Source organism: Flavobacterium frigoris PS1 (genome assembly GCF_000252125.1).
GTDB lineage: Bacteria > Bacteroidota > Bacteroidia > Flavobacteriales > Flavobacteriaceae > Flavobacterium > Flavobacterium frigoris_A.
In genome coordinates this window covers 106,693-131,664 of record NZ_AHKF01000008.1, presented here as the reverse complement: position 1 = coordinate 131,664, position 24,972 = coordinate 106,693, and the positions used below count along the sequence as shown (strand labels likewise).

At 34.9% G+C, this 24,972-nt stretch carries 23 protein-coding genes and 1 pseudogene; 12 read left to right on the top strand and 12 right to left on the bottom strand.

Annotation, left to right across the window (positions count from 1 at the left end; genetic code table 11):
- Positions 1 to 81: 81 nt before the first annotated feature.
- The 4 genes from HJ01_RS02050 to gcvP all read right to left on the bottom strand — a co-directional run bounded on the left by HJ01_RS02050 (position 82) and on the right by gcvP (position 5,889).
- A complete protein-coding gene (locus HJ01_RS02050; RefSeq protein WP_007136608.1) occupies positions 82 to 942 on the bottom strand; it encodes a glycosyltransferase in 861 nt (286 codons plus the stop codon).
- The gene (locus HJ01_RS02045) at positions 942 to 1,466 is read right to left on the bottom strand and encodes a hypothetical protein (RefSeq protein ID WP_007136607.1); all 525 of its coding nucleotides are present in this window, start codon (positions 1,464 to 1,466) and stop codon (positions 942 to 944) included. The genes HJ01_RS02050 and HJ01_RS02045 overlap by 1 nt, the downstream gene beginning before the upstream one ends.
- A 215-nt stretch (positions 1,467 to 1,681) precedes the next feature.
- Positions 1,682 to 2,740 carry a 3-oxoacyl-ACP synthase III family protein gene (locus HJ01_RS02040; RefSeq protein WP_007136605.1) on the bottom strand — a complete coding sequence of 353 codons (1,059 nt, stop codon included), beginning with the start codon at positions 2,738 to 2,740 and terminating at the stop codon, positions 1,682 to 1,684.
- 305 nt (positions 2,741 to 3,045) lie between these two features.
- Positions 3,046 to 5,889: an aminomethyl-transferring glycine dehydrogenase gene (gcvP, locus tag HJ01_RS02035; RefSeq protein ID WP_007136604.1), complete on the bottom strand. Its 2,844-nt coding sequence runs from the start codon at positions 5,887 to 5,889 to the stop codon at positions 3,046 to 3,048.
- A 137-nt stretch (positions 5,890 to 6,026) separates the two neighbouring features.
- Here gcvP and HJ01_RS02030 point away from each other — a divergent pair, with 137 nt between their 5' ends.
- The gene (locus tag HJ01_RS02030; protein WP_040473607.1) at positions 6,027 to 6,839 is read left to right on the top strand and encodes a hypothetical protein; all 813 of its coding nucleotides are present in this window, start codon (positions 6,027 to 6,029) and stop codon (positions 6,837 to 6,839) included.
- A 141-nt stretch (positions 6,840 to 6,980) separates the two neighbouring features.
- On the opposite strand, the gene HJ01_RS02025 is transcribed toward HJ01_RS02030, so the two are convergent.
- On the bottom strand, positions 6,981 to 9,008 hold the full coding sequence (locus HJ01_RS02025) for a M3 family metallopeptidase (protein ID WP_040473623.1): 2,028 nt from the start codon (positions 9,006 to 9,008) through the stop codon (positions 6,981 to 6,983).
- 235 nt (positions 9,009 to 9,243) lie between these two features.
- On the opposite strand from HJ01_RS02025, the gene HJ01_RS02020 reads away from it, so the two are divergent.
- A complete protein-coding gene (locus HJ01_RS02020) occupies positions 9,244 to 9,912 on the top strand; it encodes a hypothetical protein (protein ID WP_007136601.1) in 669 nt (222 codons plus the stop codon).
- Between the two features lie 71 nt (positions 9,913 to 9,983).
- Here HJ01_RS02020 and purE read toward each other — a convergent pair whose 3' ends face one another.
- The 3 genes from purE to HJ01_RS02005 form a co-directional block, all read right to left on the bottom strand.
- Positions 9,984 to 10,472 (bottom strand): 5-(carboxyamino)imidazole ribonucleotide mutase, encoded by a 489-nt coding sequence (gene purE, locus HJ01_RS02015; RefSeq protein WP_007136600.1) that lies wholly within the window; start codon positions 10,470 to 10,472, stop codon positions 9,984 to 9,986.
- 114 nt (positions 10,473 to 10,586) lie between these two features.
- Positions 10,587 to 11,738, bottom strand: coding sequence for a 5-(carboxyamino)imidazole ribonucleotide synthase (locus HJ01_RS02010; protein WP_007136599.1), 1,152 nt, complete (start codon positions 11,736 to 11,738; stop codon positions 10,587 to 10,589).
- Between the two features lie 56 nt (positions 11,739 to 11,794).
- Entirely contained in the window at positions 11,795 to 12,325 is a 531-nt protein-coding gene (locus tag HJ01_RS02005) for a hypothetical protein (protein WP_007136598.1), read from the bottom strand.
- 112 nt (positions 12,326 to 12,437) lie between these two features.
- Between HJ01_RS02005 and hpt the strand changes: the two genes are divergently transcribed.
- The 4 genes from hpt (at position 12,438) to obgE (ending at position 16,145) form a co-directional block, all read left to right on the top strand.
- On the top strand, positions 12,438 to 12,968 hold the full coding sequence (hpt, locus tag HJ01_RS02000; RefSeq protein WP_007136597.1) for a hypoxanthine phosphoribosyltransferase: 531 nt from the start codon (positions 12,438 to 12,440) through the stop codon (positions 12,966 to 12,968).
- A gap of 22 nt (positions 12,969 to 12,990) precedes the next feature.
- Positions 12,991 to 13,563 carry an adenylate kinase gene (locus HJ01_RS01995; RefSeq protein WP_007136596.1) on the top strand — a complete coding sequence of 191 codons (573 nt, stop codon included), beginning with the start codon at positions 12,991 to 12,993 and terminating at the stop codon, positions 13,561 to 13,563.
- Positions 13,564 to 13,762: 199 nt separating this feature from the next.
- Entirely contained in the window at positions 13,763 to 14,986 is a 1,224-nt protein-coding gene (locus tag HJ01_RS01990) for a hemolysin family protein (protein ID WP_040473606.1), read from the top strand.
- Positions 14,987 to 15,143: 157 nt separating this feature from the next.
- Positions 15,144 to 16,145, top strand: a complete 1,002-nt coding sequence (obgE, locus tag HJ01_RS01985; protein ID WP_007136594.1) for a GTPase ObgE — start codon at positions 15,144 to 15,146, stop codon at positions 16,143 to 16,145.
- 112 nt (positions 16,146 to 16,257) lie between these two features.
- Here the strand turns inward: obgE and HJ01_RS18060 are convergent.
- The 3 genes and pseudogenes from HJ01_RS18060 to HJ01_RS01975 form a co-directional block, all read right to left on the bottom strand.
- Positions 16,258 to 16,557: pseudogene (locus HJ01_RS18060) on the bottom strand (hypothetical protein); the annotation flags it as partial.
- A 55-nt stretch (positions 16,558 to 16,612) separates the two neighbouring features.
- A complete protein-coding gene (locus HJ01_RS01980; RefSeq protein ID WP_007136592.1) occupies positions 16,613 to 17,074 on the bottom strand; it encodes a DUF962 domain-containing protein in 462 nt (153 codons plus the stop codon).
- A gap of 245 nt (positions 17,075 to 17,319) precedes the next feature.
- Complete coding sequence (locus HJ01_RS01975) at positions 17,320 to 18,309, bottom strand: glycosyltransferase family protein (protein ID WP_007136591.1); 990 nt, start codon at positions 18,307 to 18,309, stop codon at positions 17,320 to 17,322.
- A gap of 216 nt (positions 18,310 to 18,525) precedes the next feature.
- Here HJ01_RS01975 and HJ01_RS01970 point away from each other — a divergent pair, with 216 nt between their 5' ends.
- From HJ01_RS01970 to HJ01_RS01945, 6 genes are all read left to right on the top strand, one after another.
- Positions 18,526 to 19,221, top strand: a complete 696-nt coding sequence (locus tag HJ01_RS01970) for a tetratricopeptide repeat protein (protein WP_040473605.1) — start codon at positions 18,526 to 18,528, stop codon at positions 19,219 to 19,221.
- Between the two features lie 56 nt (positions 19,222 to 19,277).
- A complete protein-coding gene (locus tag HJ01_RS01965; protein ID WP_007136588.1) occupies positions 19,278 to 20,633 on the top strand; it encodes a UDP-N-acetylmuramate--L-alanine ligase in 1,356 nt (451 codons plus the stop codon).
- An 8-nt stretch (positions 20,634 to 20,641) separates the two neighbouring features.
- Positions 20,642 to 21,100 (top strand): GNAT family N-acetyltransferase, encoded by a 459-nt coding sequence (locus HJ01_RS01960; RefSeq protein WP_007136587.1) that lies wholly within the window; start codon positions 20,642 to 20,644, stop codon positions 21,098 to 21,100.
- A gap of 69 nt (positions 21,101 to 21,169) precedes the next feature.
- A complete protein-coding gene (gene radC, locus HJ01_RS01955; RefSeq protein ID WP_007136586.1) occupies positions 21,170 to 21,862 on the top strand; it encodes a RadC family protein in 693 nt (230 codons plus the stop codon).
- Positions 21,863 to 21,880: 18 nt separating this feature from the next.
- Positions 21,881 to 22,570: a YjjG family noncanonical pyrimidine nucleotidase gene (locus tag HJ01_RS01950; RefSeq protein WP_007136585.1), complete on the top strand. Its 690-nt coding sequence runs from the start codon at positions 21,881 to 21,883 to the stop codon at positions 22,568 to 22,570.
- Positions 22,571 to 22,573: 3 nt separating this feature from the next.
- Complete coding sequence (locus HJ01_RS01945; protein ID WP_007136584.1) at positions 22,574 to 23,347, top strand: hypothetical protein; 774 nt, start codon at positions 22,574 to 22,576, stop codon at positions 23,345 to 23,347.
- Between the two features lie 63 nt (positions 23,348 to 23,410).
- On the opposite strand, the gene HJ01_RS01940 is transcribed toward HJ01_RS01945, so the two are convergent.
- Positions 23,411 to 24,688, bottom strand: coding sequence for a replication-associated recombination protein A (locus HJ01_RS01940; RefSeq protein ID WP_007136583.1), 1,278 nt, complete (start codon positions 24,686 to 24,688; stop codon positions 23,411 to 23,413).
- Positions 24,689 to 24,972: the final 284 nt, after the last annotated feature.

Genomic DNA, 24,972 nt, shown 5'->3' with positions numbered 1-24,972 from the left:
GTGTTTTACGATTATGGGCTAAATTACAAAAATAGTTATGAGTAATAAGTTATCGGTAATGAGTTTTTTTAATTATCCGATTCAGCAGATATTTAAAAAAGTTTTTTTTTTCATTTTTTCCAAGCGATACTTCCTTATGAATTTTGCTTGTTCTGGAGTAACCAATAGGGGAGTTTTTGCAGCTTTTGCTTTCAAGAAACCTTTTATATAGTCTATAAAGAGTAAAGGTTTCTTTTTCATCATTGCCAGCTTTGCCGAGGCAATTGTTGTAATTACAAAGCCATATCCCAGAGTATAAAATGCCTCTCCTTGTTTGTAGCGTGCCGTTTTATTGTAGTTTGCACCAGTTGGTTTAAGGTGCTTTACGTGTAAGGAAGGATCGGTTATTACTTTCCAATTGTAGAACTTACAAAGTAATTCATCAACAGTATCCCAACCCATTTGAGGTTTTAGCCCGCCAATTTGTTTGAAAGTTTCTTTTCGGTAGGCTTTAAGTGCACCACGTATATGATCTTTATCGGTTAAGTTTTCCAAAACCCATTGCCCTTTTTTTTCAATATAACAAAAACCGCCAACCATACCAGTTTTGCTGTCTGATTTAAAGTGCTTTACGATTGTTTCAAAGTAGTTATTAGGAAAAACCAAATCTGCATCGGCTTTCATCATAATATCATAACCATCATCCAGCGTTTCTAATCCAGCGTTAAAGGCTTGAATTACCTTGCTTCCTGGTAAATGTATAGCGCTCGAAGTTTTGTTGACCAATGTTATAAACGGATTTTCCTTGGCGAAAGCCAAAACAATTTCGGCAGTTTTATCAGTAGAATTGTCATTGACCACTACTACCTTTTTAGGTAAATGCGTTTGCGAAATCAATGATTGCAATGTTAACGAAATAAAAGCTTCTTCGTTGTGAGCCGGTATAACAATATAATATTCCATTATTTTATTCTTTCGGCATAAACGATATAATACCTATTAGTGAAACGACGTAATAGGGGACGGATTCCAATTTTATTAACTGGATTAGTCCATTTTTCACGATCGATAATTTTCCATCCTGTTTTTTCCAAAAGCCAGTCTAGCTGCCAATCTTCAAATTCATGGTAATGTCTGTCCCACATATCTGTTTTGCTTCTGTATGCTGGTGAAAACCACAAACGCATTGGGATGGATATAAATAGCTTATCGGATTTTATTTCGCTTAAAATGGTAAATGGATTCAGTAGGTGTTCAAAAATTTCAAAAGCAGTTACCACATCTTGTTTTTCTGTTGAAAAGACGGATTGATCAAGGTCTAAATCTTCACCAGTTGTGTTTTTAACCGAGTAACCTTCCACTTTCATGATTTTTGAAAAAGGGTTTTCGACGCCTAAATCCAGAACCGTTTCAGCAGTCGAGATGTGTTTGTTTAAAAATTCTAAAGTGTGTTTGAATCTTTTATTGGGAAACGTTTTTTCGTACATTTTTTTAATGGGTATAAACAAAGGTGCAAAGGTACAAAGATATATTTCTTGTTTAGCAGATTTTTAGCCCAGATAGAAATGAAAAGGCCACAATTAAAAAAGGTAGTTTTTATTAGCTTAAAAAAGCGACCAAAAGAAGCTCTTTTTGAGTTTTGTAAAAACACTTTTTTTAAGTGTGGACTTGTAGTGTATAGCTGGATTAGCTACAAATAATACTAATATCTGTATACGAAGGCATTTACATTCATTCCTGCTCCAACAGAAGCAAACAGAAGCACATCTCCTTTTTGGATAGATTGATTTTTTATCTCACCTCGTATGAGCAGGTCAAAAAGAGTTGGTACAGTGGCAACGCTGCTATTTCCTAGCTCGCTTATACTCATAGGCATAATGTCTTGAGGTACTGGTCTGTCGTGTAATTTGTAAAAACGTTGGATGATGGCTTCGTCCATTTTCTCATTCGCTTGGTGAATCAATATTTTTTTGACATCATCAATAGCGATACCGCTTTTATCTAAACAACTTTTCATTGCCGCGGGAACAGTAGTTAAAGCAAATTCGTAAATTTTACGTCCATGCATTTTTATGTAGCGTGTGTCAGGATCTAAATCAGTATTGTATGATTTGCCAAAAAACAAATAATTAGCTTCATCCATGGCGTAAGTTCCACTTTCATAGGAAAGCATACCTGCTTCGTCATCAGAAGCTTCAATAATTGCTGCGCCTGCGCCATCCGAGTAAATCATGGAGTCTCTGTCGTGATCATCAACCACTCTAGATAAGGTTTCAGAGCCTATTACTAAACAGCGCTTAGCCATACCTGATTTGATGTATGCATTTGCTTGCAAAACACCTTCTATCCAGCCTGGACACCCAAAAAGGATATCATAAGCTACAGATTTTGGGTTTTTTATTTGCAATTTATTCTTAACTCGTGTAGCAAGACTTGGAAGCATGTCAGATTGAGTTGTTCCGTATTTTACATCACCAAAGTTATGTGCAAAAATTATGTAGTCAATGGTTTCAGGATCTATACCTGCATTTGCTATTGCTTTTTGGGCTGCCATAAAGGCTAGGTCAGAGGAGTTTAAATTATCTTCTGCATATCGCCTAAACTCAATTCCTGTGATTCCTTTGAATTTGTTGATTATGATATCATTTGGTTTCCCAAATGGCGTTCCGTCTTCATTTAAAAAAACATGATTGCCAAAGTCAGTATTACTTACTTTTTTCTCAGGAACATAACTTCCTATTCCAGTTATTTTTATTTTCATGGGTTTATTTTGAAAAAAATTTTATGCTAATTTAAAGATAAAAAAATGATTATAGCTATGTTATTTACTATGCATGCATATAATTATGATATAGTAATTATTTGGCTAATTTACTGATGATTTTTTAATAAATAATCGAAATCGATATAGTTTTTATTACGCTTATTGTGATTGTCGAAATAGCGCTTGTTTGTAGTGTTATTTTATAAGGTAGGTATCGCTAAAATAAACGAGTTAAATCTTGATAAAAAAATGCCTCGATTGATTTCGAGGCATTTAATAATATTGATAAAAGAAGGTTTGATTTACATGTATGCCTCAATAGGTGCGCAGCTACACACTAAATTTCTATCACCATAAGTTTCGTCTACACGACGAACACTTGGCCAAAATTTATTCTCTGCTACGTACTCTAATGGATATGCAGCTTTTTCTCTTGAATAGGGAAATATCCAAGTATCAGCTGTTAACATAGCTAAAGTGTGTGGTGCATTTTTTAATGCATTATTTGGTTCATCTGCTGAAGCCTCTTCAATTTCTTTACGAATAGAGATCATTGCTTCACAGAAGCGGTCTAGTTCAGCAACATCTTCAGATTCTGTAGGCTCAACCATCAGAGTACCTGCCACAGGGAAAGAAACTGTTGGAGCATGAAAACCATAATCCATTAAACGTTTTGCAATATCAGAAACTTCTATTCCTCTTTCTTTAAACCCTCTACAATCTAAAATCATCTCATGTGCAGCTCTTCCTTTTTCTCCAGAATATAAAATAGGATAGTGCTCTTCCAGTCGCGCTTTCATGTAGTTTGCGTTTAGAATTGCATATTTGGTAGCGTTAGTGATTCCTTCAGCACCTAACATACAAATGTATCCATAAGAGATTAAGCAAACCAAAGCAGATCCATAAGGTGCACCTGAAATAGCCGTTATCGCTTTTTCTCCACCAACCTGAACTAAAGGATTGCTTGGTAAAAATGGAACTAATTTTTCGTTTACACAAATTGGTCCTACACCTGGTCCACCACCTCCATGAGGGATAGCGAATGTTTTGTGCAAGTTTAAGTGACAAACATCAGCGCCAATTGTAGCGGGATTTGTTAGTCCTACTTGTGCATTCATATTAGCACCATCCATATAAACTAAACCACCATTATCGTGAATAATTTGAGTAATTTCTCTAATAGCACTTTCAAAAACCCCATGTGTAGATGGATAAGTAATCATTAAACATGACAATTGGTCTTTATATAAAAGCGCTTTTTCTTTAACATCCTCAACATCAATATTACCGTTTTCCATTGTTTTGGTAACGATGATTTTCATGCCAGCCATTGCAGCCGAAGCAGGATTTGTTCCGTGTGCCGAAGCGGGAATCAAACAAATTTTTCTTTGATCATCACCTCTTGATTGGTGGTATGCTCTAATGGTCATTAAGCCAGCATATTCTCCTTGAGCGCCAGAATTTGGTTGAAGCGTAGTTCCTGCAAAACCAGTTATTACATTTAATTGATGCTCTAATTTTTTAAGCATTTTAGTATAGCCTTCAACTTGGTCTAAAGGAGCAAAGGGGTGAATCGTATTCCAATATGGCATGCTTAATGGCAACATCTCTGAAGCCGCATTCAATTTCATGGTGCAAGAACCCAAAGCAATCATCGAATGGTTTAATGATAAATCTTTGCGCTCTAATTTCTTGATGTAACGCATCATACTGGTTTCAGAATGGTATTTGTTAAATACTTCGTGCGTTAAGAATTCCGATTTTCTGTCTAAAAGCATCGGGTAATTGTTTTCTGAAACATATTCCGAAACTTCAAAAGCTTCTTTTCCTGTGGCTTCCGCAAAAATAGCAATCACTTGATTGATATCTGATGGTAAAATAGTCTCGTTTACAGAGATAGAGATGGTTTCATTATCAATATAAAAGAAATTCACTTCATTTTTTTCAGCAATCGCTTTTACTTTTTGAGCATCTGCTTTCACTACGATTGTGTCAAAAAATGCCGTGTTAGTTTGAAAAACCCCTAATTTATTTAAAGCTTCAGCTAAAGTTGCAGCAGAAGAATGTACTTTGTTAGCAATATACTTTAATCCTTTTGGACCGTGATAAACAGCAAACATTCCTGCCATAACAGACAATAATACCTGAGCTGTACAAATATTTGAAGTTGCTTTTTCACGTTTAATGTGTTGTTCGCGTGTTTGCAATGCCATACGTAATGCACGGTTACCATCTGTGTCTTGTGAAACTCCAATGATTCTTCCGGGCATAGAACGTTTGTACTCGTCCTTTGTGGCAAAATAAGCAGCGTGTGGTCCACCATAACCCATTGGGATTCCAAAACGTTGTGTTGTTCCAACTACAACTGCAGCTCCCATTTCTCCTGGAGGTGTTAATTTTACTAATGATAAAATATCTGCAGCAACAGCTACTTTTATTTCGTTATCATTCGCTTTTTTGATAAAATCAGCATAATCAAAAACCTGACCGTATTTTCCAGGGTATTGCAATATCGCACCATAAAAATCATTTGAAAAATTAAACTCTTGGTGGTTTCCAATCACTAATTCTACACCAATAGGAGCAGAACGTGTTTGTAAAACAGATAAAGTTTGCGGTAAAATTTCTTCAGAAACGAAGAATTTACACACGTTATTTTTCTTTTGGTCTCGAGAACGAACGTCAAATAGTAGAGCCATTGCTTCAGCTGCGGCAGTACTTTCGTCAAGTAAAGAGGCATTTGCAATTTCCATTCCAGTTAACTCAATAACCATCGTTTGAAAATTCAAGATTGCTTCTAAACGACCTTGAGCAATTTCTGCTTGGTATGGAGTGTAGGCTGTATACCATCCTGGGTTTTCAAATATATTCCTTTGAATAGCAGCAGGAACAATTGTTGGGTGGTAACCTAAGCCGATATATGATTTGTATACTTTGTTCGTACGACCTAATAATCGAATATGATTTGCATATTCGTATTCAGTCATAATATGCTCCAATTCCAATGGTTTTTTTAAACGAATGTCAGAAGGAATAGTTTCGGCGATTAACTGATCTAAAGTATCAACACCTATGGTTTCTAACATTTTTGGAATATCGTTTTCCCTTGGGCCTAAGTGTCTTAAAGCAAATGAGTCTGTTTTCATGTAAGTATGGTAATGTTGTGTTTTTTTAGTGCTGCAAAAATAAGTATTATAAATAATCTAATTCGTGTTTTGAATTGATTTTTTAGGAATTTTTCAACTAAAGTGTGTATTTGTTCACAATTGACTAATTTTGTTTAATGATTAGTTTTAAACAGATATTTGATTTCTATCTCAGAAGCAGTATTCATGTGGCTTTGTCCGTCTATGCTTTAGTTCGGATGACCCATTTTATGTTCAACATAACTGCCGATGAACCTATAGCTAATTTTGCTTTTTTGGGAACTATTGTTGGGTATAACTTTGTGAAGTATGATGCTTTGGCTAGAGCCAAAAAAAGAGAAATGCGTAACGAGCTAAAACTAATCGCTTTGTTGAGCTTTATTTCCTTGCTAGGTGTTGCTTATTATTTTTTTCAGTTGGAATTGATTACTCAAGCAGTGTCTGTAGCTGTATTGCTGCTGACGCTATTGTATACCTTACCTTTCTTTCCAAATAGAAAGAATGCACGAAATTGGGCTGGAGTTAAAATTTATATTGTGGCTTTATGTTGGGTAGGAGTGACGTTGGTTTTGCCTTTGTTGAATGCAGATGTTCCACTTGGATTTGATTTTTTCCTTAAATGTATCCAGCGCTTTATATTGGTTTTTGTTTTAATCTTAATTTTTGAGATATTGGATTTGGCTAATGATGATCCACATTTAAAAACCGTGCCACAACAAATAGGTGTTAAGCGGACAAAATATGCGGGTTTACTGTTATTGATCCCTTTTTATTTTTTAGAGTTTTTAAAGAATAATTTTATAGAGGAACAATTGATTGTCAATGGAATTCTGGTTATCGCACTTTCTTTGTTTTTGGCTTTCGCCAATGAAAAAAGGCAAAAATATTATACTTCTTTTTGGGTAGAAAGTATCCCGATTTTTTGGTGGCTAATGGTGGTTTTCTTTTAAAAATAGCGATTTTGGTGAATACGTTCACTCAAAACACTATAATATTGGTGAATAGGGTTTGATTTAATTCTCTATGTTGTAAATAAAAAAAACCGAAGCATTATTGCCTCGGTTTGAAATCAAATGTCTTTAATCGATTCTTTATATCAATCCAGCTCTTTTTAATAAAGCATCTGGACTCGGTTCGTGTCCTCTGAAACGTTTATACAGAATCATTGGATGTTCCGTTCCTCCTTTTGAAAGGATATTGTCTTTGAATTTATCAGCTACTTCTTTATTGAAAATTCCTTTTTCCTGGAAAAATTCAAAAGCATCTGCATCCAGAACTTCCGCCCATTTATAACTGTAGTAACCAGAAGAATATCCGCCTTGAAAAATGTGTGAGAATGACGTACTCATGGCATTTTCTGCTACATCAGGATACAACTGCGTATCGGCAAATTGCTCCAATTCAAAAGTTTTTATGTCCTTGATGCTCGAAGGATCTTGTGCGTGCCATCCCATGTCTAAGATTCCAAAACTCAATTGTCGCATAGTTGCCATTCCTTCTTGGAAACTAGCGCTTTCTTTAATTTTAGTTACAAATTCCATCGGAATGATTTCGTCTGTCTGGTAATGATAAGCAAATAAAGCCAAAGCTTCGGGTTCGTAGCACCAGTTTTCCATGATTTGGCTTGGCAATTCTACAAAATCCCAATAAACAGAAGTTCCTGACAAACTTGGGTAGGTTGTATTGGCTAACATTCCGTGTAAGGCATGACCAAATTCATGAAATAAGGTAGTGACTTCATTAAAGGTTAATAGCGATGGTTTTGTTTCAGTTGCTTTTGTAAAATTGCAAACAATAGAGATATGTGGTCTTTCGTTTGTTCCTTCTTTTATGAACTGTGATTTGTATGAAGTCATCCATGCACCATTTCGTTTTCCTTTTCTAGGAAAAAAATCAGCGTAGAATACGGCAACTAGGTTATTATCGATGTCTTTTACTTCATAAGTGGTTACTTCCTCGTGGTATTTGTCGATTTCGAAAGACTCTTCGAAAGTAAGTCCGTATAATTTTTGGGCTACTGTGAAAGCACCGTCTAATACCTTTTCCAATTGGAAGTATGGTTTTAGCTTTTCGTCATCCAAATTGAACAACTCTTGCTTTAATTTCTCAGAGTAATATGCTCCATCCCATTTCTCTAATTGTTCAATGCCGTCTCGTTTTTTGGCGAAAGCCGATAACTCAGCAAACTCTCTTAAAGCAGCCGGTTTTGCTTTCTCCAATAGATCGGTAGCGAAAGTTTTTACTTTTTCTGGATTCTCGGCCATTCGCTCTTCAAGCACAAAATGGGCATGAGTCGCGTACCCTAAAACTTGTGCTCTGTCAAAGCGCAATTGGGCAATTTTAAGCACATTTTCCTGATTGTCAAATTTGTTGTTTTGAAAACCTTTGGCACCAGAAGCGATTGCCATTTGTTTTCTAAGCTCACGGTTGTCAGCATAAGTCACAAAGGGAATATAACTTGGATAGTCTAAAGTAAAAATCCAGCCCTCGCTTTCCTGGCTCTTTGCCAATGAACGAGCTGCTTCAATCGTTCCTTCTGGTAAACCTGAAAGATCGTTCTCGTCAATAATATGCAATTGAAACCCTTGTGTTTCGGCTAAAACATTTTCACCAAACTTAAGACTTGTCTTAGATAGTTCTTTGTCTATTTCTCTAAGAATGTTTTTTTTGTCTTCCGGTAAATTAGCCCCATTTCTAGAGAATCCCTTGTATTTTTTGTCTAGTAAGGTAGCTTGTTCTGGGTTGAGGTTTAAACTGTCCTTTTGATCGTAAACTGCTTTTACTTTGGAAAATAAATCAGCATTTAGAGTTATGTCGTTTCCAAATTCAGATAATAACGGGGAAACTTCTTGGGCGATTTTCTGAATTTCGTCATTAGTTTCTGCTGAGTTCAGATTGAAAAAGATACTGGAAAGGCGATCTAGCGTATACCCACTAAAATCTAAAGCTTCGATAGTATTCTCGAATGTGGGTTTGTCATTGTTTGCGACAATAGCATCAATTTCGGCTTTTGCTAGTGCAATTCCTTCTTGAAAAGCGGGAAGATAATCTTCGTTATTAATTTTCGAAAAAGGAGCCGTATCGTATTTAGTGTTGAATTTTGAAGTTAAGACTTTCATTGTATTATAATTAGTTTTCATTAATTGAAACGAAATATTTTTGCAATACAAATGTAGCGATTTATAGAAAAATGGCAGACTAAAACTGGATTGATTTCTGACTGATAACTTTAAGACAGTTATGTTATAGTTATGTTATTTATTTTAGTTAGCACTTTAAAAAAGCCTAAATTGTGAGATAAGATTAGATTTTGAATTGACTAATCAGAAATAACAATAAATAATAAAATAACAAATGAATTACCAAATTATAATAAAGCGTATTGATACTATAAATGAAGTAGAAGGGTATTGGTCAGATGAAGATTTTATTCATCTATTAGGAAAGTTCAATTTTCCAGATGCAGCTACAGCAGAAAAAAAGAATTTACCAGAATTATTAGAAATGGCCATATCTGATTATGAGCCAAATGAAGCTGCTGAAATTGTACTAGCTTACAAGCTAGGTGAAGAATTAAATGAAGGGCAAATTGAGCAAATTTCGCACAATATGTTAATTGATAAAGTATGTGAAGAATATCCTGAAATTCATATGCAGGCAAGATTGTTCCATGTTAATCAATTGCTTTTTAAAGCCTACAACGGAAAATTCCCTAATACTAAAGCGTCTGTTGTTCATTTCTCAATGACACCAACGGATGGTGAGGTGAAAGAACTAACGGCTGAAAATGTATTGAAGTTATTAAACAACGGATTGTCTGATAGAAATTTGATCAAAAGATTGTTTGAAGATCAAATGACTAAAAATATTCCTTTTCCTACAGCCGAAGGAATTGTTTGGGAACTAAATACAGCCGATAATGTGAATTTCAGCTTGGTTACTTCTGAGAATTGGATTAATAATGATGATGTAATTGCATCTGAATTTGAGAGCGTCCTGGAAGAAATTGAAGTAGAGGACTAATTTCGAATATAAAAAGATTAAAAACAATAAAGGCTTCCTTAATGGGAAGCCTTTATTTGTCTAAGTAAATGTTATTTTTTTAGAATACTTTCTGATGCAATAATTACCGCTTCTTTTAATCCTGTTTTGTATTGGATTACTTTTTCTAATACAGCTTTGTCATGACTCCCTAAAATTTGTGCTGCTAGTATTCCTGCATTTTTCGCGCCGTTTAGTGCAACCGTTGCTACGGGAACGCCGCTAGGCATTTGTAAAATAGAAAGAATACTATCCCAACCATCGATAGAGTTGCTTGATTTTACTGGAACACCAATAATAGGTAATGGAGACATAGAAGCGACCATCCCGGGTAAATGTGCGGCTCCACCGGCACCAGCTATAATTACCGAAATGCCACGCGTATGTGCGTTTTTGCTAAAATCGAATAGTTTCTCTGGTGTTCTATGTGCCGAAACAATATCAACTTCAATTTCAATTTCAAACCCTTTTAGGATATCTATGGCTTCTTGCATTACGGGCATGTCTGAGATACTTCCCATTATTATCGCTACTTTGCTCATTGTTATTTTTATTTAAAGATTTAAAGATTTAAGAATTTAAAGATTTTTCGCAGAGTCCTAAATTTGAGACAAAGTGATTTTTTAATCTTTTAGTTTTTCAATCTTTTAATATATTTATGCAATTACTCTTATTGTATTTTTCACATCCTCAGCAATTCTTCTGGCCTCTTTGATGTCTGCATTTACGATTGTAACATGTCCCATTTTACGAAATGGACGCGTTTGTTTTTTACCATAAATATGTGGCGTAACACCATTCCAACCTAATATTTTTTCGATATTTTCGTAAATGACATTTCCAGAATAACCTGCTTCGCCAACTAAATTAACCATTATTCCTGCTACTTTACTGTCTGTGTTTCCTAAAGGCAAGTCTAGTATAGCGCGTAAATGGTTTTCAAATTGTGAGGTGTAGCTACCTTCTATAGAATAATGTCCTGAATTGTGTGGGCGCGGAGCAACTTCATTTACTATGATTTCGTCGTCTTCAGTTTGAAACATTTCAACCGCAAGTAATCCTACGTGGTTGAATTTTTCAGATACGCTTAATGCAATGACTCTCGCTTTGTCAGCTACTTTGTCATCAATTCTGGCAGGACAGATTACGTATTCCACCTGATTGGCTTCTGGATGAAACTCCATTTCCACTACTGGGTAGGTTCTGATTTCTCCTGATGGATTTCGGCAAACAATAACCGCCAATTCATTTTTAAAAGGAATCATTTCTTCGGCAATGCATTCTACATTAGGTAGCTCATCTAAATCAGCGATTTCTCTAATGACTTTTACACCGTTTCCGTCATAACCAAATTCAGTACATTTCCACACGAAAGGCATACTTGTTTTAGAGTCTAAGATGTCAACGATTAGGCTTTTTAGATTGTTAAATCGGCCGTATTTTGCAGTAGGGATATTATTTTTAGTGTAAAAATCTTTCTGAACACCTTTATTTTGGATTAGTTTTAGTGTTTTTGGCGAAGGATAAACTTTCAATCCTTCTTCTTCTAATTTTACCAAAGCGGCAAGGTTTACCAGTTCAATTTCGAAGGTCAAAACATCGACTTGTTTTCCGAAATTATATACGGTTTCAAAATCCATTAAATCCCCTTTAAAGAATTTATCGCAGGCAATTTTGCAAGGTGCTTCCTCACTTGGATCAAGAACATAGGTTTGTATGTCAAATTTCCTAGTGTCAAAAAGCATCATTTTACCTAATTGTCCACCGCCTAAAATCCCTAATTTAAAACCAGAAGAAAAATAATTCATTGTATTGAAAGTTTGTTGAGAGCAAAGATACTTTATATAGCGCAAACAGAGAAATGCTATTTTATTTTCTTCAAAATTTCTCTTGCTACAGCTTTGTAAGCAGCAGTATGTTTTCTGTAATCATCAGTAAGAATACGTTTCAATTCAGGATAAATCCAATCTTGTTTTTTGCCTAGCTCATACAAGGTTCGAATGGAGTAGGCTTTTGTCGCTACTTTACATTTTTCCTGAATAAGCCAGTCAAAACATTTTTCCGTAATTTGTTCCTCTTGTAAAGGAGTCAAGGAAATATGCTGGCTAAGAAACATGCAGATTTTTGAAATTGGACGCAAGGCACTTTCGTTGCTGAATTTTGAAAGATTTTCACAAAAATCATCAAGGTAATCGCTCAGTAGATGGGGCTGCTTTTCAAGTACTAACTCCAGAATCCAACAGGCCTTGTGGTGGTTTTTGTCCCCAGTGTTAAAAGCAATCGCGAATAGATGTGGGAATAACTGCGAGTTAGTCAAAATAAGCTGTGCGTTTTCGTCTCGACTTGATCGATAGGCAGAGCTATTTACTACATTTTTATAAAATTCGCTATTCATCTATGGTCAAAAATAGCTAATATTTTTAATTGTACCTTATTCTTATAGTTTTAAAAACGAATTGGCAACTCAGAAATTCCTATCTTTGCCCATTATTTTAAATAGGATAATAATGATTCAACTTCACGATAAACAATTTGTTCCGTTTATTTCTGCTAAAGAAATAGAGTTTGCCATCACAAAAATGGTACAACAAGTGGAAGACGATTTTATAGACGAAACACCAGTGTTTGTAGGCGTTTTAAATGGCTCTTTTATGGTAGTTTCTGACTTCATGAAAAAATACACAAAACCCTGCGAAGTAAGTTTTATAAAAATGGCTTCTTATGAGGGTACTTCCTCGACAGATGAGGTCAAACAATTAATTGGTTTAAACCAGGATTTAACTGGTCGATCAGTTGTTATCATTGAAGATATTGTAGATACGGGTAATACTTTGGTTGAACTAAAGGAATTATTCAAAAAACAAAATGTCAAACATTTTAAAATAGCTACGCTTTTCTTTAAACCTGAAGCATACAAAAAAGATATCAAGATCGATTATGTTGGAATCAGAATTCCAAATAAATTTATTGTTGGATATGGCTTGGATTATGATGGACTTGGAAGAAATTTACCAGAAGTATATAAACTAAAAGAATAACTACAACTACTCAACACACATTATGATCAACATCGTTTTATTTGGAAAACCAGGAGCAGGAAAGGGTACTCAAGCAGAATTTTTGAAAGAAAAATACAATTTAACACATATATCTACTGGTGATGTGTTTCGTTTCAATTTGAAAAATGACACTGACCTTGGGAAGCAAGCGAGAGTTTATATGGATGCCGGAGATTTGGTGCCAGATGAATTGACAACAAAAATGCTGATTGATGAGGTAAATAAACATCCAGATACAAACGGAATTTTATTTGATGGCTACCCAAGAACAATTTCACAAGCTGAAGCTTTGGATGCTTTTCTTGAGTCAATTGGGTCAAAAGTTGATGCTACAGTTGCACTAGAAGCAGATGATGAAATCTTGATTCAACGTTTGTTAGAAAGAGGAAAAACAAGTGGTAGAATTGACGATCAAGATGAAGATAAAATAAGAAATCGTTACCAAGAATATAACGAAAAAACAGCTCCACTGATGGGGTATTATAATGAACAAGGAAAGTTTTACGCCGTAAATGGAATAGGAACAATCCAAGAGATTACGGAGCGTTTAAGTACCGTTATAGATAATTTATAGGAGCAATTACCAGCTGTACGTTGCAAGTCTTCGTCCCGTTGTCTATTTTATAAAGTACCCATAAAGCTTCTTTTAGTCGCTTTTCGTCACTAATAAAAATGGTACAACAAGACTGTGGGCTTTTCACTGCGATCTGGGCTAAAATAATATGGAAATACTAATAATATTTTTTTTAATACTATTGAATGGGGTTTTCTCCATGTCTGAAATCGCATTGATTTCAGCGAGGAAAAATAGATTAGAAACGGCTGCAAAAAAGGGAAATAAAAGCGCTAAAATCGCTTTGGAGTTAGCTAATTCGCCAAACAAATTTTTGTCCACTGTTCAAATTGGAATAACACTGATAGGAATCCTGACAGGAATCTATAGTGGTGATAGGATAACAATGAATGTAGAGACTTTTGTCAAAACGTTTGCTATAATGACACCGTATGCACATACCATTGCAGTAGGAATAGTTGTTGTGATATTAACTTTTTTCTCACTAGTGTTAGGAGAGTTGTTGCCTAAAAGGATCGGGATGAATCACCCTGTTGCTATTGCTAAAGCCGTAGCTATGCCTATGAAGATGGTTTCGATCGTAACGGCGCCATTTATTTGGTTGTTAACGCAAGCAACGGAATTTTTATTGAAAGTGTTACAGATAAAGCCTAATACAGACGGTAAGGTAACAGAAGAGGAGATTAAGGCTTTTATTAGAGAAGGAACAGAAGGCGGAGAAGTTCAGGAAATTGAACAGGATATTGTAGAGCGTGTTTTTCATATTGGGGATAGAAGAGTTAACTCTTTGATGACCCATAGAAAATCAGTTATTTTTTTGCCCTTACATTCAAATAAAGCTCAGATAAAGGAATACATGTTACAAGAGTTGCATTCTATTTATCCAGTTTATGGGAAAGATTATGATGACATTGTAGGTGTTGTGAATTTAAAAAATATTTTTGCTCACATCGATGATGAAAACATCAATTTATCTGAGATCATGACAGAAGCTCCATTTATGATGGAGCATACAACTGCTTACAAAGCCTTAGAGAAATTTAAGAAAACGAATATTCATTACGCTTTTGTGGCTGATGAGTATGGTATTTTTCAAGGTGTGATAACGTTGAATGATATTTTGGAAGCATTGGTGGGTGACGCTTCAGAATTTGATAAAGAGGATTTTCAATTGGTTGAAAGAGAAGATGGAAGCTGGTTGGTCGACGGACATTATTCCTTGCATGACTTTCTAACCTACTTTGAGCTGGACGAATTAATAAATGATTACAATGTGACTACGGTCAGTGGATTAATAATGACGGAGCTTTCACATATACCAAAACAAGGACAAAAATTGATCTGGCATAAATTTGAATTGGAAGTCATAGACATGGATGGAGTGAAGATTGATAAAGTAATGGTGAAATCATTGCGGAAATAAAAATAACTTGCCGTATTTAAAGTATAGAAAAAGTGCTGAATACGACAACTGAATATTGAATACTAAAAAAAAGAGTACAGAGGATTTAAAATTACGAGGAGAACAGCAAGTGGCTGTTTGGTATTTTAGATCAATGTCGAAGTAAAAGAAAAGAGTTATGACTGAAGGGAATTTCGTAGATTACGTAAAAATATTTGTTTCATCCGGAAAAGGAGGAAAAGGATCTACGCATTTGCACAGAGAGAAATTTATTGAAAAAGGTGGCCCAGATGGTGGAGATGGTGGACGTGGTGGACACGTTTATCTTGTGGGAAATAAAGGGCTTTGGACCTTGTTTCACCTGAAATTTGCCCGTCACATTAAAGCTGGATACGGTGGTGATGGTGGTGGTGACAGGAGTACTGGGGCTGATGGAGATGACAAGTTTATTGAAGTACCTTTAGGAACTGTTGTTAGAGATAAAGAAACTGGCGAAATATTATTTGAAATCACTGAAAATGGTGAAAAGCAAATTCTTTCCAGAGGTGGTAAAGGTGGATTAGGAAACTGGCACTTTAGAAGTTCTACAAATCAAACTCCAAGATATTCGCAACCGGGATTGCCTGGAACTGAAATGGATGTTATTCTAGAACTTAAGGTTTTGGCTGATGTAGGTTTAGTTGGATTTCCTAATGCAGGAAAATCGACATTGCTATCTGTATTGACTTCTGCTAAACCAAAAATCGCAGATTATCCGTTTACAACGCTTAAGCCAAATCTTGGGATTGTTGCATACAGAGATTTTCAATCTTTTGTAATTGCTGATATTCCTGGAATCATTGAAGGTGCTGCTGAAGGAAAAGGATTGGGGCATTATTTCTTGCGTCATATTGAGCGTAACTCAACCTTATTGTTTCTTGTGCCTGTTGATACTCCGGATATCAAAGGAGAATATGATATTTTGGTAAACGAGTTGACAAAATATAACCCAGAAATGTTGGATAAAGAACGTCTATTGGTAATATCAAAATGTGATATGCTAGATGATGAACTGAGAGCAGAACTAAAAGAAGAATTGGATGTTTCCTTTAAAGGGATTCCTTATATGTTTATTTCATCTGTAGCTCAACAAGGGTTAACAGAGTTGAAAGATAAACTATGGAAAATGTTGAATGACTAAATAGTGGTTTAGATTTTATTAAAATAGAAAAACCGTTTCAAGTAATTGAAACGGTTTTTTGCTTTTCGATTAATTTAGTTCTCCACTTTTATTTGGATTCCATTGCTGTGGCTCATAATTCAGGATCATACATACTTTGTATTGTCGTAATTCCGTTAGAAAAACTTCTTTTGTTATTTACCCTTATGTCATACTCTAAGACGTAAGTACCTTTATTAATTTTGTCAAAGGCAGTATCTTTAGTACTTTTGTAAAAAACCTAAGGGATCTTTGTATTGGTACCAGATAAAACATCCACAGGTTCAAGGCTAGATGCTCTGATGTCTTTTAAATTTACAGACTCCATGTCTTCTTTCGTCGAAATAATTAATCGTACAGTAACTAGGTCGCCAATAGTCAAATCTCTGTTTAATTTAGTTAAAACAGCTCCTCTGGTGGTGCTTTTTTTTTATGATATTAAATAGTTTTTAATTCATCTGAAATACGGAGTGAATAACCCAGGCTGGTCCAATGAGTAAAAACTGTAAATCTTTTATAAAAGAGGGCTTCTTACCTTCAATCTTGTGTCCATAAAATTGACCAATCCAGCCTACAGTAAATACTGCAATAGAAAACCATAATAAAGGTAATGATTGAGCGATAATGTAATTTCCAATCAGACAAATTGTAGTAAAAACAAGCATTTTTAACCCCATTATTATTGATAATCTAAAATAAAAAAGCAGGATAAAAACTAAAACTATAAAAGCCCAATTAGCCAAAACGGGATGTACTGAAGCGAGTGGATTTAGAATTTGGCTTGGAATACTCATAAACAGTCCAACTACCGAAAAAAAGATTAAAGGCACACAGATGTAATGAATCTTTTTATTGGTTCGATTTTTATGGCTTACGCTGTATTCTTCAAACCATTCGTTTAATGTTTTCATGTGTTATTTTTTACTATTGCAAGCTAATTTAATAAAAAAATAGAGAACTGCTGTTGTTTGGTCTGTTTTGGCAAATTATTGTTAGTTGAAAGAATTGTGATTTTATCCCGATTAGTTTTTTGGATAAGGGATAGTAGTGGAAATCCTTTTTTGAGTTTTTTTAACTCAAAAAGATTGTAACAAATAGCCCGACCCTCCCTTTTTTGGAGGGTTAGCCCCTGAAAAGTGCCAAATTTAAGATTGTTTTAGTCTTTGTAGGTGTCAAATAAATACTCAAGTGTTTCTGGGATATTATTAGCTTTTATTGTAGGATAGAGGATCTCTTTGTCGAGCCAGCTTTCGATAATTAAATTAAAGTCGTCTTCAACATCATAAACAACAGGGACGCCTAGTTTTTTTAAAGCTGCGGCATTACATTCTTGTTCGTAATGATTGCGAATAGGTATGCTAAGAATTTTCTTTTTAAGATAAAGCGCTTCTGCAGGAGTTTCAAATCCGCCGCCTGTAATTATTCCTTCACAGTTGATTAAGCTTTTATTGAATTTTTTTTGATTGACTGGATAGTAGGTAATATTTCTAATGGTGTATGGAGATTCTACATCATTTAAAAACCAATGAAAATGAACTTGGTTTACTTTATTGAACGCTTTCTCTAAGCAGTCTTTGTCAAATGAAGGGAGGTATACGGTAATGTGTTCTAGATTTTTTGGTTCAGCTTCTATAATTTGATCTTTGATGATAGGAGGGCGAATAAAGCTATCGTAGTTTTCAAAGTGCAAGCCAATATTTTTAGGTGAAGGGGCGTAGTGTTTGAGAATCATTTCGCCCATAAAGCTTTTTTTTTCTGGTCTTGGAGTGTGTTCAGAGATAAAACTGGCTTGATGTCCAAATTGGACTGACTGTACATTTTGTAATTTGCAGGCCAACGATGTAATTGAGTCAAAATCATTAATTATTACATCATAATTTTTCAATGGTAATGCGTCAGCATCTTTATACATTTGGCGTGGTTTGATGTTTTTGACAATATTCCAATAGTCGAGTCCGCCGCATTTACTATAATGAAGGCTGCATCCTTTGCTTTTAAACTTTACAGGTAGTTTTATATCAAGGCTGGCATTGTTTCCGCTTAAAAAAAAATCGATAGTCCCGAATTTTTGCAAATAAGGATAAAGTTGCATGGCTCTACTGATATGTCCGTTTCCGGTGGCTTGTATCGCATAAAATATTTTCATATATGCTATTTGTTTAATGAGTTGAGGATCATCTCGTTTTAAATAATAGTTTAGTTTTTCCGGGTTTGTTTACTACAAAAGTAATTGTCCTATGTTATGGTAAAATGTTTTAAAGTTTTCTAATACATTATAATTTCAATTCTAATCGATGGTTTTAAGTTCTAATGTTAAATAAAAATCTTTTCTATTCCTTTAAAATTTCCTTATTTTTGAAAAATGAAACATACCTTAATTATTTGTTTGATATTTCCATTGATGATGCTGGCCCAATCAAGTTTTGATAAAGCACAGAAGCTGTTTGACGACGGTAAATATGAACAGTCAAAACCTATCTTTGAATCACTATTAAAATCTAATCCGTCTAATTTAAAAATCATTGAAAATTTGGGGGATATTGCAGGAAATAATAAGTCATGGGAGGAATCAATAAGTTATTATAAAAAGTTAATAGAGTTGAAGCCTTCTGAAGCTGATTATTTTTATAAGTACGGAGGAGCGAAGGGGATGCATGCTTTGGAAGTAAATAAGTTCAGGGCCCTAGGAATGATTGATGAAATCAAAGAAGCTTTTGAAAAAGCGATAGAATTAGATTCGGGGCACATTGATTCTAGATGGGCTTTAATTGAACTGTATCTAAAGCTTCCTGGAATTGTGGGAGGGAGCGAAACAAAAGCGATAAGGTATTCAAATGAACTACTGAAGCTGTCTGCAGTTGATGGTTATTTGTCTCGCGGACATATTGAAGAGTATTTTAAGCGATATGCAACAGCCGAGCAACAGTATAAAAAAGGAATCTCAGCGGGTTATTCTAAGGTAGGTTATCAAATGTTAGCTGACTTATATAAGAATAAAATGAATCAACCGGAGCGGGCTAGAATGGTCTTAGAAGAATTTAGAAAAAAAAGCAAATAGATAATCGCTGTCGCGGTTAATCAATTCAACCTATAAACGCATAATAGAACAATAAAATGAAAACACACTTCATCGCAATAGGAGGAAGTGCAATGCATAATTTAGCATTAGCATTGCACAATAAAGGGTATCAGGTAACGGGAAGTGATGATGCTATATTTGAGCCGTCAAAATCAAGGTTAGATAAAAAAGGAATTTTACCAGCTGAACTAGGTTGGTTTCCTGAAAAAATCACAGCTGATATTGAAGCAGTGATTTTAGGAATGCATGCAAAAGCAGATAATCCAGAATTGTTGAAAGCGCAGGAATTAGGTTTGAAAATTTATTCTTACCCTGAGTTTTTATACGAACAGTCCAAAAATAAAACAAGAGTAGTTATTGGAGGTTCACATGGTAAGACAACTATTACATCTATGATTCTCCATGTAATGCATTACCATGACATTGCAGTGGATTATATGGTGGGAGCACAGTTAGAAGGCTTTGATACTATGGTTCATCTTACAGAGGAGAATGATTTTATTGTCTTGGAAGGAGATGAGTATTTATCGTCGCCTATAGATAGAAGGCCTAAATTTCATTTGTACCAACCTAATATTGCTTTACTATCTGGTATTGCTTGGGATCATATCAATGTTTTTCCAACGTATGAAAATTACGTAGAGCAATTTGAAATTTTTATTGGTAAAATTACCAATGGGGGAATTCTCGTTTACAATGAAGATGATGCTGAAGTAAAGCGTGTTGCTGAAGCAGCTACGAATCCAATTCGAAAGTTAGCGTATCAGACACCTAATTATAAGGTCGAAAATGGAACGACGTTATTAGAAACTCCTGAAGGAGATATGCCTATTGAAGTTTTTGGAGCGCATAATTTGAATAATTTGGCTGGAGCCAAATGGATTTGCCAAAACATGGGAGTCGATGAAGCCGATTTTTATGAAGCTATTGCCAGCTTTAAAGGAGCATCAAAACGATTAGAAAAAATTGCCGAAGGTGAAAATAAAGTAGCATATAAAGATTTTGCGCATTCTCCTAGCAAAGTTGCAGCCACTACAAAAGCCGTAAAAGAACAATACCCAGATCGCACTTTGGTGGCCTGTTTAGAGTTGCATACGTACAGTAGTTTGAATGCCGAATTCCTAAAAGAATACGAAGGTGCATTAGAATATGCTGACGTAGCCGTGGTTTTTTACTCACCAGATGCTGTCAAAATAAAACAATTGGAAGAGGTGAGCTATGAGCAAATTGCGAATGCTTTTAACCGAAAAGATTTAATTATATATACGAATCCAATAGAGTTCAAAGAATACTTATTTAATTTAAATTTTGATAATTCAGCTTTGTTATTGATGAGTTCTGGTAATTATGGCGGTTTGAATTTTGATGAGGTTAAAAAAATAATTGAGTAGTCTATACGATGGGAGATCAAATTAAAATCGTAAAAACGACATCTGAGAATAAAGATTTTATTGCCTTAGTTGGTGCTTTGGATAAGAGTTTGTGGGAGGCATATCCTGAATTAAAATCGAATTATTGGGGGAATAACATCATCGAGTTGAATCCTAATGTGGTAATAGTTTATGTTAATGACGTGGCTGTTGCTTGCGCTTGCTTTAAGAAATATAATAAAGATACAATCGAAATAAAACGTATGTTTGTTTCGGTTGAAGAAAGAGGAAAAGGATTGGCTCAGAATATGTTACAGGAATTGGAGTCTTGGGCTAAGGAAAAGGAATTTTCGTTTGCTGTTTTGGAGACGTTATACAAACAAAAAGCGGCGATTAAGATGTATCAAAAAGTGGGCTATGTGATCACTGACAATTATGCGCCTTATATTGGGTTGGAAAATAGTATTTGTATGAGAAAACACATTTAAATTCAGTTGTGATATTGGACTTAAAGTAATAATTAGCGTTGGCAGTTGGATTAATTTAAATCTTGAAACGTGGAACAAAATAACTTTCCCATTACCCATTGGTCCGAAGACGACAAGCCACGTGAAAAACTAATGCTTAAAGGCAAAAGCGCATTAAGTGACGCTGAATTGATTGCTATTTTGATTGGTTCGGGAAGCCGAAATGAATCGGCAGTTGAATTAAGTAAGCGGATTTTGAAGAGTGTAAGTAATAACCTGAATGCTTTGGGTAAGTTGACAATTTCTCAATTGATGGAGTTCAAAGGAATAGGAGAGGCTAAGGCCATCTCCATTATTGCTGCTCTCGAGTTAGGAAGGCGCCGAAGAACTGAAGATGCTGTTGAGTTGATTAAAATCACTTCTAGCAAAGCGATATTTGAATTGATGCAGCCTATCATTGGAGAGTTACCGCACGAGGAATTCTGGATCGTTTATTTGAATAATTCTAATAAAGTGCTTTCAAAATCACAATTAAGTAAAGGAGGAATAACCGGCACTTTGGTTGATGTGCGATTGGTCTTTAAAAATGCACTTGAAATAGGCGCCACAGCTTTAATTTTATGCCACAACCATCCGTCAGGAACATTGATTCCCAGTGATGCTGACAAACAAATAACCAAAAAATTAAAAATAGCCGGTGACAGCTTAGAAATTAAAGTTTTAGATCATTTGATTGTTACAGAAACCAGTTATTATAGTTTTGTTGATGAAGGAATTTTTTAATAGTAAATTAAAAGTATAATGAAGATTGATAATATAAAAGATGTTTTTTTTGATTTAGATCATACCCTTTGGGATTTTGATAAAAATTCAGAAATCACTTTTGAAAAGATATTTAGTAAAAGCCATCCTGCAATTGAAATAAAGACTTTTATAGGGAAATATGTGCCAATAAATCAAGCATGTTGGAAATTGTTCCAATACGATAAAATTTCACATCAAGAATTACGTTATAACAGATTGAAACAGTCATTCGATGCATTGGATTATGATATATCAGATAAAGACATCGATTTGATTGCTGATGAATACATTCAATATTTACCGGATAACAATCATCTTTTTGATGGCGCTTTTGAAATTTTGGATTATTTAAATCAAAAGTACAAGCTTCATATCATTACTAATGGTTTTGCTGATGTTCAGCATAGAAAGATTAGTAATTCAAAATTGGTTAATTATTTTCATACCGTTACTAATTCAGAAATGGCGGGAGTTAAGAAACCCAACCCTATCATTTTTGAGTATGCGTTAGATTTAGCCAAGGCCAAAAAAGAAAATAGTATTATGATAGGTGATTCGATCGAAGCGGATGTACAGGGCGCTTTAGATATTGGATTAGATGCCATTTTTTTTAATGAAACACCTAGTCCTGTTGGGAAGCACATAAAACAAATTAACCATTTATTAGAATTAAAAAATTATTTATAAATTATGAAAAAAGTACTATTATTACTGGTTGCATTGATCTCTACATACGGTTTCTCACAATCGATTAATAATTACAAGTATGTAATTATTCCTTTAAAATATGAGTTTATGCGAACAGATAATCAATATCGTTTAGCTACTCTGTCTAAGTTCAACCTTAATAAAGCAGGTTTTGAGGCTTACTATGAAAATGAACACTTAGCTGTTACTACAGAAAGATGTGATTTAATGTATTTTGATGTAATCAAAGAAAAGTCTTTTTTGACAACAAAATTACATGCTGTTTTAAAAGATTGTTATGGCAAAGTTATTTATGAATCTGAAACGGGAATTAGTAAAGAAAAGGATTATCAACTTGCTTATAGTGAGGCTTTAGATAAGGCTTTTGTTTCAATAGGAAGCTTGGGTTATCAATATGCAGGGGCAGTAAAAGAGATGAAAAATGCTGCAGCTCCTGTTAAGGAGCAATCTACTACGGTTGAGGTAAAAGAGGTAGCTGCTGTTGCAAATAAAGTGACGCCGACTGCTGTAGTTGCACCAAAGGTTGCAGTTCAAAGTTCCGGTGCTTTGTATGCACAACCAATAGCAAATGGATATCAGTTGGTCGACACTACGCCAAAAGTGGTGATGAAGGTTTACAAGACCTCAAATGAATCTAATTTCATTGCTGAAAAAGACGGTAATAACGGCGTATTAGTATTAAAAGAGGGAGTTTGGTTTTTTGAATATTACAAAAATGGAACCTTGTTTTCTGAAAAAATAGATGTTAAGTTTTAGTTTAAAGCGAATAAACAATAAAGAAGCAGCTTGTCTATTATGGATAAGCTGCTTTTTTATTGGTTAATAACCATATTTATTTTTCCAACGGTTTTTTAGGAATTCCCGTGTCGTATTTTCCCGTGAATTACTTCCTGGAACATAAATTGCTTTATTACTTAGTTCCTTAGGAAGGAATTCTTGTTCTGCAAAATTATTGGCATAATCATGTGAGTATTTGTACTCATCACCATAGCCTAATTCTTTCATCAACTTAGTGGGTGCATTGCGTAAATGTATCGGAACAGACAAATCCCCCGTTTGTTTCACTAATTGTTGGGCAGTCCCAATTGCCATGTAAGAAGCGTTACTTTTAGGAGAGGTTGCTAAATAGATGGCGCATTGACTTAATATAATTCTGCTTTCCGGATAACCTATCGTGGTAACAGCCTGAAAGGTATTGTTGGCCATTATGAAGGCCGTTGGGTTAGCATTGCCAATATCTTCACTCGAGAGGATTAGCATGCGTCTAGCAATGAATTTCACATCTTCGCCACCTTCAATCATTCGGGCTAGCCAGTATACGGCTCCATTGGGATCACTTCCTCGGATCGATTTTATAAATGCCGAAACGATATCATAATGCTGCTCGCCACTTTTGTCGTATAGTACTGTATTTTGCTGCACTAGTTGAAAAACTCTATCATTAGTGATTACAATTTCGTCTTCAGCAGCGGCGTTTATGACAAGTTCAAAAATATTCAATAGTTTGCGTCCATCTCCTCCAGAAAGACGCAATAAAGCTTCTGTCTCCTTTAATTCAATATTTTTTGTCGATAAAAAAGTGTCTGTTTTCAAAGCGCGTTGCAAAAGAGATTCCAAATCTGATTTTGTAAACGCATTTAAAATATAAACTTGACAACGCGATAGTAAAGCGGGAATTACTTCAAAACTGGGGTTTTCTGTAGTAGCTCCAATTAGTGTAATCCATCCTTTTTCTACAGCAGCTAATAAGGAATCTTGTTGCGATTTGCTAAATCTATGGATTTCATCAATAAATAAAATTGGGTTTTTGGCTGTAAAAAGCCCTCCGCTTTGTTTTGCTTTTTCAATAACGTCACGAATGTCCTTCACTCCGGAATTGATCGCGCTCAAAATATAAAACGGCCGTTTTGATTCTTGGGCAATAATTTGTGCTAAAGTGGTTTTTCCTGTTCCTGGCGGTCCCCACAATATCAATGAAGGGATAATCCCTTTTGCGATTTGTTGAGTCAATGATCCGTTAGGGCCTATAAGATGAGCTTGACTGATGTAGTCTTCTAGTTTCTGTGGGCGTATGCGTTCTGCTAAAGGTGCTTCCATTTGTTTTTATGCATCTGAATTTAATATTCATTAATCATCATCTTAAATTCAGTTTAAGAAATGTAAAATTACTCAATTTTTTGCGTTCTACTTTTTAATATAGGTTTCTTTTTTCTTGGAGCCAATTCCAGCTATCCGTTGCAATCTTTTTATTTCATTTTAAAAAAATGAAGTAAAAAGGATTTTCACTTCTATCTGGGCTAGTTTTTTTTACAACAACTATTTATTGGAACTGACAAAATAGCATTAAATTGCATATGGATAAATTTTTGAGGTAGTTTCTT